An 11,209-nucleotide genomic window follows, 5' to 3' on the forward strand; every position below is an offset into this window, starting at 1 on the left:
AACACCGACCCGTTTTTTCAGGTCGATGCATGACGCACCGAATCCAAAATCGACGCGTTTTTCCAGGTCGATGAATGACGCAAGACACCTCGGTAGGCTCCCTCTCCTCGGGGAGAGGGCTGGGGTGAGGGGAACAGGCAACACCGCAGAAGAACCTGCATAAAACAATAAAAGTGAGTGGTGAACATGGACGTACGCATCAAGCCGATTTCGGTCGGCACCCTGCTGCTTGTGATTTCTGCAACCCAGGCTCAGGCCCAGTACCTCGAAGCCGGCCAACCCGGCGATCCCGCCAGTTGGCGCAGCGCTGAATTTCTCCGCGACTGGGGGCTGAGCCGCATGCAGGCCGAGCAAGCCTACGCCGCCGGCATCACCGGCAAAGGCGTGAAAATCGGCGCGCTGGATTCCGGTTTCGATGCCGCCCACCCGGAATTCGCCAGCGACCGTTATCACCCGGTCACGGCAAGCGGCAGCTATATCGACGGTTCACTGTTCAACGTCGACGGCACACTCAATCCCAACAACGACTCTCACGGCACCCACGTGGTCGGCACCATGGGCGCCTCACGCGATGGCAGCGGCATGCACGGCGTGGCGTACAACGCGCAGATCTACGTCGGCAACACCAACAAGAACGACAGCTTCCTGTTCGGCCCCAACCCCGATCCGCGCTATTTCAAAGCGGTTTACGACGCCCTCGCCGATGCTGGCGTACGCGCAATCAACAACAGTTGGGGCAGCCAGCCACCGGATGTCAGCTACCGCACCCTCGCTGATCTGCACGCCGCTTACGCCCAGCACTGGAACAAGGGCACCTGGCTCGATGCCGCCGCCGATGTTTCCCGACGCGGTGTGATCAACGTGTTCAGCGCCGGCAACAGCGGCTACCCGAATGCCAGCGTGCGTTCGGCGTTGCCGTATTTCCAGCCGGATCTGGAAGGTCACTGGCTGGCCGTGTCGGGGCTCGATCAGAGCAATCAGCAGAAGTACAACCAGTGCGGCCTCGCCAAATACTGGTGCATCACCACACCGGGAGCGAAGATCGACAGCACCATTCCCGGCGGTGATTACGCGATCAAGTCGGGCACCTCGATGTCGGCGCCGCATGCGACCGGCGCGTTGGCGCTGGTGATGGAACGCTACCCGTACATGAACAATCAGCAGGCCCTCGAAGTACTGCTGACCAACGCCACGCAACTGGATGGCTCGGTCACCGATGCGCCGACCGAGCGTGTCGGTTGGGGCGTGGCCAATCTGAACCGAGCAATGCGCGGCCCGGGGCAATTGCTCGGTGCGTTTGATGCCAGCCTGGCGGCAGGGCAGCGCGATGTCTGGAGCAATGACATCTCCGACAAGGCGCTGATCCAGCGTCAGGCCGAGGACCTCGCCGAGCACAGCGCCTGGCAGCAAACCCTGCAAGACAAGGGTTGGCAGAACGGCGTTGCTGCAGGTGCGAGCCAACAGGATCAGACCGATTACGCCGTTGGCACCGCTCGCGATGCAGCAGCGGCGAATCGGGTGTACCAGGGCAGCCTGATCAAATCCGGCGGCGGTCAGTTGATTCTCACTGGCGACAACACCTATCGCGGAGCGACCACGGTCAATGGCGGCTTGCTGACGGTCAATGGCTCGCTGACTTCCGCTGTCACGGTGAACGACAGCGGCACCCTCGGTGGTTCCGGGCGGATCGGCGCGTTGACTGCCAACAGCGGCGGCCGCGTGGCGCCGGGCAACTCCATCGGCACCCTGAACGTGGCCGGTGACGTGACCTTCGCGCCCGGTTCGACTTACGCCGTTGAACTGTCGCCGACCAGCAGCGACCGTATCGTCGCCGGCGGCACCGCCAACATCAGCGGCGCCACCGTCAGCCTGTCGCTGGAAAACAGCCCGACGCTGCTCAGCACCACCGAAGCGCAGAGCCTGCTCGGTCGCCAGTACGACATCCTGCAAGCGGCCGGTGGCATTCAGGGCCAGTTCGGTGCGGTGCTGCCGAATTATGTATTTATCGGCGGCAGCCTCGACTACGCCGCCAATGGCATTCAGCTCGATATCGAACGTAACTCGACAACCTTCGCCAGCGTCGGACAAACCCCGAATCAGCGCTCGGTGGCCGCTGCCGTCGAAGGCCTGGGTGCCGGCAATTCAGTCTACGAAAGCCTGTTGCGCTCACCTGATGCGAGTTCCGCGCGACAAGCGTTCCAGCAGTTGAGCGGCGAGATCTACCCGGCATTGAGTTCGATGCTGATCAATGACAGCCGCCAGTTGCGCGACGCGGTGGGCGAGCGCTTGCACGATACCAACGCGGCACAAAGCAACGGCTGGATCAAAGCCCTCGGGGCGTGGGGCAAGACCGATTCGAGCCACGACACGGCAGGCTACAGCACCTCGATTGGCGGGTTGCTGGCGGGTGTCGATGGCGCACTGGATGAGCAGACGCGCATCGGTCTGGTCACTGGTTACAGCGACAGTTCGCTGAGCATGGGTTCGGGTACGCACTCATCGGCCAAGGTCGACAGCTATCACTTGGGTGCATACGCCGGTCGTGAAATCGGCGCATGGCGCTTGAGCAGCGGCGCGGCCTACAGCTGGCATCGCGCGGATGTGAAGCGCGACCTGCAATACGGCGACGTCAGCGGCAAACAGAAAGCCAAGGTCGATGCAGCGACCACTCAAGTGTTCGGCGAGGCGGCTTACCGCTTGCACCTGCAACCGCTGGCGCTGGAGCCATTCGCCAATCTGGCCTATGTGCACCTGGACACGGAAGGCTTGACCGAGAAGGGCGATGCTGCCGCGCTGAAAAGCTCGGGCGATCAACGTGACGCCGTGCTGAGCACACTCGGCGTGCGGGCGATCAAGACCTTCAATCTTTCGCCTGCGCAATCACTCGACGTCAGCGGCCACCTCGGCTGGCAGCACAGCCTCAGCGATATCGACTCCGAACAGCATCTGCGCTTTGCCAGCGGCGGCACGCCGTACGCGGTTGAAAGTTCGGCGCTGGTACGCGATGCCGCGCTGGTTGGCGTGCAGGCCAGCCTCGCGCTGAGCAAGGACGTGCGGGTCAACCTTGATTACAGCGGACAACTGGCCAATCGCGAAAAGCTTCATGGCGTAGGCCTGAGCCTTAACTGGCAGTTCTAACCCACGCTGATCGTTCCCACGCGCAGCAAAGGAATGCAGCCCGTGACGCTCCGCGTCACTGGACGCAGAGCGTCCCTAGAGGCATTCCCACGTGGAGCGTGGGAACTATCAACAGCTGAAGAGACGGATTTTTCGCAACATCACTAAGGAAGGTCGCTGGATGAATAACAACAATACCCCCGCGCAAACGGGAGGCCGCTTTGCCCTGAAAACCCTCACACTCGCCGTGCTCTGTGCGATCGGCACAGCTCATGCTGCGCCCTACGTGGAGAACGGTCGCACCGGCGATCCGTCGAGTTGGCGCAGTGCCGAGTTCCAGGCCGATTGGGGCCTGGGCGCGATCGGTGCCGATCACGCTTACGCCGCCGGTTATACCGGCAAAGGCGTGAAACTGGGGATCTTTGACCAGCCAGTGTATGCCGCGCACCCGGAGTTTTCCGGCAGCAATAAAGTCGTCACCCTGGTCACCAGCGGGATCCGCGAATACACCGACCCGTACATCCCGGTCAAAGCCGGCGATGCGTTCCGCTATGACGGTTCGCCCTCGGTCGGCTCCGACGGCAAACTTGGCGCCCACGGCACCCACGTCGGCGGTATCGCCGCCGGCAGTCGCGACGGCGGACCGATGCACGGCGTGGCGTTCGGTGCACAGATCATCAGCGCCGACAACGGCGACCCGGGCCCGGAGGACGGCATCGTTCGCGGCAACGACGGCGCGGTGTACAAGGCCGGTTGGGATGCCCTGATCGCCAGCGGCGCGCGGATCATCAACAACAGTTGGGGCATCGGCATCACCGACCGTTTCGACCTCGGTGGCCGCGATCCGGCGTACCCGCATTTCACCGTCAATGACGCGCAGTTGCAGTTCAACGAGATCCGCACACTGCTCGGCACCAAACCCGGCGGCGCCTACGACGGTGCGATTGCCGCCGCGCGCAGCGGCATCGTCACGATCTTCGCCGCCGGCAACGACTACAACCTCAACAACCCGGACGCCATTGCCGGCCTCGGCTATTTCGTCCCGGACATCGCGCCGAACTGGATCACCGTCGCCGCGTTGCAACAGAACCCGGACCTGGCCAGCGCCAACCCGTACATCATGAGTACGTTCTCTTCGCGCTGCGGCTACACCGCGAGTTTCTGCGTCTCGGCGCCGGGCACGAAAATCTTCAGTTCGATCATTGAAGGCACCAACGCCGACAACCTGACAACCGCCTACAAGAATTACAACGGTACCTCGATGGCCGCGCCGCACGTCGCCGGTTCCATGGCGGTGCTGATGGAGCGCTTCCCGTACATGACCGGTGATCAAGTCGCCACGGTCTTGCGCACCACCGCCACCGACCTCGGCGCACCGGGCATCGACGCCTTGTACGGCTGGGGCATGATCAACCTGCGCAAGGGCATCGACGGCCCGTCGATGTTCGTCACCGAACAGGATATTCCGGCGGAATTCCGCATCGACGGCGCTTACGGCTCCGGCCAGTTTGTCGCCGATCTGCCGGGCATCGGCGCGATCATCGATCAAGGCAAACCGACCGAACGCGTGTGCACCGACATCACTTGCGGCCTCGACACCTGGCGCAACGACATTTCCGGTCACGGCGGTTTGACCAAGCAAGGTATCGGCACGCTGGTGCTGACCGGCAACAACACTTACAGCGGCCCGACCCTGGTCAATCAGGGGCGTCTGGCCATCAACGGTTCGCTGCAGTCGGCGGTGACGGTGAATGACGGCGGTATTCTCGGCGGCAACGGCCGCATCGGCGCGCTGTCGGTGAACAGCGGCGGTACGGTCGCGCCGGGTAATTCCATCGGCACCCTGAACGTGGCCGGTGACGTAACCTTTGCACCGGGTTCAACCTACGCCGTAGAGCTGTCGCCGACCAGCAGCGATCAGGTTATCGCTACCGGCAAAGCGGTTATCGAAGGCGCCACTGTGAGCATGTCGCTGGAAAACAGCCCGACGCTGCTGACCACCAGCGAAGTGCAAAGTCTGCTCGGCACGCGTTACAACATCCTGCAAGCGGCCGGCGGTATTGAAGGGCGCTTCGGTCAGGTGTTGCCGGACTACGCGTTCCTCGGTGGCACGCTGGCGTACTCGGCGGATGGCATCCAGTTGGCGGTCGGTCGTAACGAGGCCTCGTTCGCCAGCGTCGGCCTGACGCCAAACCAACGCGCCGTCGGTGCGGCGGCTGAACGGCTGGGCGCTGGTAATGCGCTGTTCGAAACCCTGTTGCTGTCGCCGAATGCGGCGTCGGCGCAGCAAGCCTTCCAGCAACTGTCCGGCGAGATTCATCCGGCCATTGGCACCCTGCTGATCAACGACAGTCGTTACCTGCGTGAAGCGGTGGGCGAGCGTCTGCGTGAGCGTGACCTGTTCAACGCCGGCGCACCGACTGACGATCGCAGCAACGCCTGGGTCAAGGTCTTGGGGTCGTGGGGCAAGAGCGATGGCGGGCATGACAATGCCGACTCCAACAGCTCTATCGGTGGCTTGCTGGCCGGTGTTGACGGCTTGATCGCTGAAGATACCCGTCTGGGTTTCGTTACCGGTTATAGCGACAGCTCGTTGAGCATGGGCAGCGGCACGCATTCGTCGGCGTCGGTCGACAGCTACCACTTGGGTGCGTACCTGGGGCACCAGATCGATGCGCTGCGTCTGACCGTCGGTGGCGCCTATAGCTGGCACCGTGTCGACGTCAAACGTGACCTGCAGTTCGGGGACGTGAGCGGTAAACAAAAGACCAAGCACGATGCCGCAACCACGCAAGTGTTCACCGAGGCCGCTTATGATCTGGGCCTGCAACCGATGAATCTGGAGCCGTTCGCCAACCTGGCTTACGTACACCTCAATACCGAAAGCTTCACCGAGAAGGGTGATGCTGCAGCGTTGAAGGGCGGTGAGGACAATCGCGATGTGGTGCTGTCGACCCTCGGTGTGCGCGCCAAGCGTTCGTTCGCCTTGTCGGATCAGCATCAGTTGGAACTGGGCGCGAGCCTGGGCTGGCAGCACAACCTGAACAACGTCGATGCCGACAGCCATCTGGCCTTTGCCAACGGCAACAGCGCGTTCACCGTGCAGGGTGTGTCGATGGATCGCGATGCGGCGGTGGTCGGCGTGCGCGCAGGTCTGGCGCTCAATCGCGATGTGCGGGTGAATCTGGATTACAACGGACTGATCGGTGACAACGAGAAAGACCACGGTGTGGGTCTGACCCTCGACTGGCAGTTCTAAAGCGTACCGGCAGCTCTGCAAGGAACTGCCGGTTTTTGAAGGAAGAGAGAGCACAACATGGGACTGTTCGATTATAAAAATGCCGATGGCAAAGCGTTGTACAGCGACGCCATCGCACTGACGCTGTATGCCTACACGCCGACTGGCAAACCGTTGCCGGCCAGCGCTTGGGCGCCGGTCACAGCGACGGCGCTGGGCTATCAGGGCAAGGTCGGGCCGCAGGGCACGTTCTTCGGCGAGAAGGACGGCTTTACCAGCGCCGAAGCCGAAGTGCTCGGCAAATACGACGCCGCCGGCAAACTGATCGGCATCGGCGTGGCCTTTCGTGGCACCGGTGGGCTGGGTTACAGCGACACCTTCGGCGACCTGAAAAACAATCTGCTGGCGGCTATCGGTCCATCGGACTATGCGAGTAACTACGCGAAAAACGCCTTCGACAATTTGCTCAAGGCAGTCGCGGCGTTTGCCATAGCCAACGGCATCGCCGCCAAGGACGTGCTGCTTAGCGGCCACAGCCTCGGCGGCCTCGGGGTCAACAGCGTCGCCGAATTGAGCGCGAGCAACTGGGGCGGCTTCTTCAAGGACGCCAACTACATCACCTTCGCCTCGCCGACCCAAAGCAGCACTGGCAATAACGTGCTGAACATCGGTTTCGAGAACGACCCGGTGTTCCGCGTGCTCGACGGCACCACGTTCAGCAGCGCGTCGATGGGCAAGCACGACAAGCCCCACGACTCGACCACCGACAACATCGTCAACTTCAACGACAACTACGCTTCCACCGCGCAGAACCTGGTGCCGTTCAGCATCGTCAATCCGCTGAACTGGTCGGCCCACAGCTCGCTGGGCTATGCCGATGGCTTGAATCGGGTGATCGATTCGAAGTTCTACAACCTGACGCATAAAGACTCGACGATCATCGTCTCCAACCTGGAAGAGGCTTCTCGCGGCAAGACCTGGGTTGAAGATCTCGGCCGTAGCGGCGAGCCGCACACCGGCAGCACCTTCATCATCGGCACCCAGAGCAGCGACTGGCTCAAGGGCGGCGCGGGCAATGACTTCCTCGAAGGCCTGGGGGGCGATGACCGTTTCCGTGATGACGGCGGCTACAACATCCTGCTTGGTGGCCAGGGCCACAACACCTTCGAACTGCAGAAACCGTTGCAGAACTTCAGCTTCGCCAACGACGGTGACGGCACGCTTTACGTGCGCGATGCCTACGGCGGCATCAGCATGACCCGCGACATCGGCGCACTGGTGAGCAAGGAGTCGGGTTCGTGGTGGGGCAGCAAGGAAATCACCTGGGGCGTCACGGCCAAAGGTTTGACCAATGGCAGCGAGCTGACCCAGTACAACCATTCGCTCAGCGGCGATGGCTACGGCAATGCGCTGCATGCCACGGCTGACGGTGACTGGCTGTTCGGCCTCGGCGGCGATGACAAACTGATCAGCGACAAGGGCCATGTGACCTTCGTCGGTGGCGCCGGGAATGACGTGATGACTGCCGTGGGTGGTAACAACACGTTCCTGTTCAGCGGCGCGTTCGGTTTCGATGCCATCAACGGCTATCAGGGCAGCGACAAACTGGTATTCATGGGCGTTGAAGGCGCGGGGCAGGGCTACGACTACAAGCAACACGCGTCGCAGGCCGGCAGCGATACCGTGCTGAAGATTGGCGACTTTGCCGTGACCCTGATCGGGGTGGGAGTGGCTAACCTGTCGGACTCGGCGTTCGTGTTCGCCTAAACAGTAATCCTGTAGGAGCTGTCGAGTGAAACGAGGCTGCGATCTTTTGATCTTGCTTTTAAGAGCAAAGTCAAAAGATCGCAGCCTTCGGCAGCTCCTACAAAGGTCGCGTTAAAGAAGTGTTGTATCGAAATGCTCCGGGGCGTCCCCGTGGGGCGCCCTGGCTGTGAGCTATCTCTAACAATTCCAACAAAGAGAGAGGCAATAGCAATGGGTGTGTATGACTACAAGAACTTCGGCACAGCCGATTCCAAGGCGTTGTTCAGCGATGCCATGGCGATCACGCTGTATTCCTACCACAACCTCGATAACGGCTTTGCCGCCGGTTATCAGCACAACGGTTTCGGTCTGGGCCTGCCCGCCACGCTGGTCACGGCGCTGCTCGGCGGCACCGACTCGCAAGGGGTGATTCCCGGCATTCCGTGGAACCCCGATTCGGAAAAACTCGCGCTCGACGCCGTGAAAAAGGCTGGCTGGACGCCGATCACCGCATCGCAACTGGGCTACGACGGCAAGTCCGACGCCCGGGGCACCTTCTTCGGCGAGAAGGCCGGCTACACCACCGCGCAAGTGGAAATCCTCGGCAAGTACGACGCCCAGGGCCATCTCACGGAACTCGGCATTGCCTTTCGCGGCACCAGCGGCCCACGGGAAAACCTGATCCTCGACTCGATTGGCGACGTGATAAACGACCTGCTCGCGGCGTTCGGCCCTAAGGATTACGCCAAGAACTACGTCGGCGAAGCGTTCGGTAATCTGCTCAATGATGTGGTGGCGTTTGCCAAGGCCAACGGCCTCAGCGGCAAGGATGTGCTGGTCAGCGGCCACAGCCTCGGTGGCTTGGCGGTCAACAGCATGGCGGATCTGAGTGGCGGCAAGTGGGGCGGTTTCTTTGCCGATTCCAACTACATCGCTTACGCCTCGCCAACCCAGAGCAGCACCGACAAAGTGCTCAACGTCGGCTACGAAAACGACCCGGTGTTTCGTGCCCTCGACGGCTCGACCTTCACCGGCGCATCCGTCGGCGTGCACGATGCGCCGAAAGAATCGGCCACCGACAACATCGTCAGCTTCAACGATCACTACGCCTCGACCGCGTGGAATCTGCTGCCGTACTCGATCCTCAACATCCCCACCTGGATCTCGCACTTGCCGACCGCGTATGGCGACGGCATGAACCGGGTGATCGACTCAAAATTCTACGACCTCACCAGCCGCGACTCGACGATCATTGTCGCCAACCTCTCGGACCCGGCGCGGGCCAATACCTGGGTGCAGGACCTCAACCGCAACGCCGAAACCCACAAGGGCAGCACATTCATCATCGGCAGTGACGGCAATGACCTGATCCAGGGCGGCAGCGGCAATGATTATCTGGAAGGTCGCGCCGGCAACGATACGTTCCGCGACAGCGGCGGCTACAACGTCATCCTTGGCGGGCAGGGCAGCAATACCCTCGATCTGCAAAGCGCGGTGAAGAACTTCGACTTCGCCAATGACGGCGCCGGCAACTTGTACGTGCGCGATGCCAACGGCGGGATCAGCATCACCCGCGATATCGGCAGCATCGTCACCAAAGAACCGGGGTTTCTCTGGGGCTTGTTCAAGGACGATGTGACTCACAGCGTTACGGCCAGCGGTTTGAAGGTCGGCAACAACGTCACTGCTTACGAGTCCAGCGTCAAAGGTACCGCTGGCGCCGACACGCTGAAGGCGCATGACGGTGGCGATTGGTTGTTCGGCCTCGATGGCAACGATCACCTGATTGGCGGTGCGGGCAACGACGTGTTTGTTGGTGGCGCCGGCAACGACCTGATGGAATCGGGGGGCGGGGCGGATACGTTCCTGTTCAACGGTGCGTTCGGGCAGGACCGGGTAGTGGGTTACACGTCCAACGACAAACTGGTGTTTCTCGGCGTGCAGGGTGTTTTGCCGGCGGAGGATTTCCGTGCCCATGCCGCGACCGTTGGGCAGGATACGGTGCTGACGTTTGGCAACGATTCGGTGACGTTGGTCGGGGTGTCGCTCAATAGCTTGAGTGCTGATGGTGTTGTGATCGCCTGATGTTGATGGGGTGCCGGTAAGGGCCCTTTCGCGAGCAATCTCGCTCCCACACTGGATCTGTGTCGTTTATCAATCCCCTGTGGGAGCGAGCCTGCTCGCGAAGAACGATAGCGCGGTTTAAAAGTGACTCGATGGCCACGACCTGACTCAAACCCCTGCGAAAACAGGAAATGCGGCCTAAAGCCAGCACGTGCGCACACGTTCTATAGCTAGCCGCCATTGAGTACAGGAGATTCAAACGTGAAAGGTTTCAAGGGGTATATCGGGTTAGTCGCACTGGCGCTGTGTTCGGCCAATGTCTGCGCCGATCTGCCTCAAAGTTCGATTCTGAGCCGTTACGGCATCACCACCGACCAACTGCCGAGCCCGCCGAAATTCGACGTTGTTGAACCGGTTGAAGAGAAGAGCCGCTTTCAGATTCAGCCCGAACAACCGTTCGTGACCATCCGCCTGGGTGACGGCAAGCAGCCGCAGACCACGGGCAATCTGAGCATCGATCGCATGGCGCAGCAGGATCTGGAACGCTGCCGGCGCTTGCAGGGTGAAGTGGTCAAGCGGGGCGGCACGTACATGCCTTGTGACGGCAGCATTCCGGGCATGCCAGCCTTCGAATAACACAAACATCCCCTGTCAATGATCGTTCCCACGCTCTGCGTGGGAATGCCTTAACGGACGCTCCGCGTTCGGCTTTGAAGGGACGCGGAGCATCCCGGGCTGCATTCCCACGCAGAACGTGGGAACGATCGACACGAGCGAAACCTAGTCTTCCTCGCGCACCGTGGCCACTTCATCAGCGCGGACCTTCACCTTGGCCCCGGAAATATCTTCGAACTCATAGAAGCCGTCCTTGGTTTTGGTTTTCGGCATGTCCTTGGTCAGATACTGGGTGCCGTTCTGCAGAGTGACCACCGTCGGGGTCGAGCAACCGGCCAGTGCCAGCGCGGCAACGACGGCGAAAGGGATGCCCAGTGACTTGATTTTCATACCCACCTCTAAATCCTCATTCGATGTGATGCCGAGCAT

At 61.4% G+C, this 11,209-nt stretch carries 6 protein-coding genes; 5 read left to right on the plus strand and 1 reads right to left on the minus strand.

Translation table 11 applies throughout. The features are described from left to right. Window positions 1–186: 186 nt before the first annotated feature. From FGA82_RS00250 to FGA82_RS00270, 5 genes are all read left to right on the plus strand, one after another. The gene (locus FGA82_RS00250; protein ID WP_141125578.1) at window positions 187–3,138 is read left to right on the plus strand and encodes an autotransporter serine protease; all 2,952 of its coding nucleotides are present in this window, start codon (window positions 187–189) and stop codon (window positions 3,136–3,138) included. 160 nt (window positions 3,139–3,298) lie between these two features. Beyond that, window positions 3,299–6,376, plus strand: a complete 3,078-nt coding sequence (locus FGA82_RS00255) for an autotransporter serine protease (RefSeq protein WP_141125579.1) — start codon at window positions 3,299–3,301, stop codon at window positions 6,374–6,376. Between the two features lie 57 nt (window positions 6,377–6,433). Next, complete coding sequence (locus FGA82_RS00260; RefSeq protein WP_141125580.1) at window positions 6,434–8,122, plus strand: polyurethane esterase; 1,689 nt, start codon at window positions 6,434–6,436, stop codon at window positions 8,120–8,122. A 210-nt stretch (window positions 8,123–8,332) separates the two neighbouring features. After that, window positions 8,333–10,186: a polyurethane esterase gene (locus FGA82_RS00265; protein WP_141125581.1), complete on the plus strand. Its 1,854-nt coding sequence runs from the start codon at window positions 8,333–8,335 to the stop codon at window positions 10,184–10,186. Between the two features lie 240 nt (window positions 10,187–10,426). Next, complete coding sequence (locus tag FGA82_RS00270) at window positions 10,427–10,801, plus strand: hypothetical protein (protein WP_141125582.1); 375 nt, start codon at window positions 10,427–10,429, stop codon at window positions 10,799–10,801. A 144-nt stretch (window positions 10,802–10,945) separates the two neighbouring features. On the opposite strand, the gene FGA82_RS00275 is transcribed toward FGA82_RS00270, so the two are convergent. After that, a complete protein-coding gene (locus FGA82_RS00275; protein ID WP_077572987.1) occupies window positions 10,946–11,170 on the minus strand; it encodes a YgdI/YgdR family lipoprotein in 225 nt (74 codons plus the stop codon). Between the last annotated feature and the right edge of the window lie 39 nt (window positions 11,171–11,209).

The organism is Pseudomonas fluorescens (genome assembly GCF_005938625.1).
Classification (GTDB): Bacteria; Pseudomonadota; Gammaproteobacteria; order Pseudomonadales; family Pseudomonadaceae; genus Aquipseudomonas; species Aquipseudomonas fluorescens_BD.

Excerpts from the sequence above, each read along its gene's own strand:
- FGA82_RS00250 (WP_141125578.1), top strand. The coding sequence starts at position 187 with ATGGACGTACGCATCAAGCCGATTTCGGTCGGCACCCTGCTGCTTGTG.
- FGA82_RS00255 (WP_141125579.1), top strand. The coding sequence starts at position 3,299 with ATGAATAACAACAATACCCCCGCGCAAACGGGAGGCCGCTTTGCCCTG.
- FGA82_RS00260 (WP_141125580.1), top strand. The coding sequence starts at position 6,434 with ATGGGACTGTTCGATTATAAAAATGCCGATGGCAAAGCGTTGTACAGC.
- FGA82_RS00265 (WP_141125581.1), top strand. The coding sequence starts at position 8,333 with ATGGGTGTGTATGACTACAAGAACTTCGGCACAGCCGATTCCAAGGCG.
- FGA82_RS00275 (WP_077572987.1), bottom strand. The coding sequence starts at position 11,170 with ATGAAAATCAAGTCACTGGGCATCCCTTTCGCCGTCGTTGCCGCGCTG.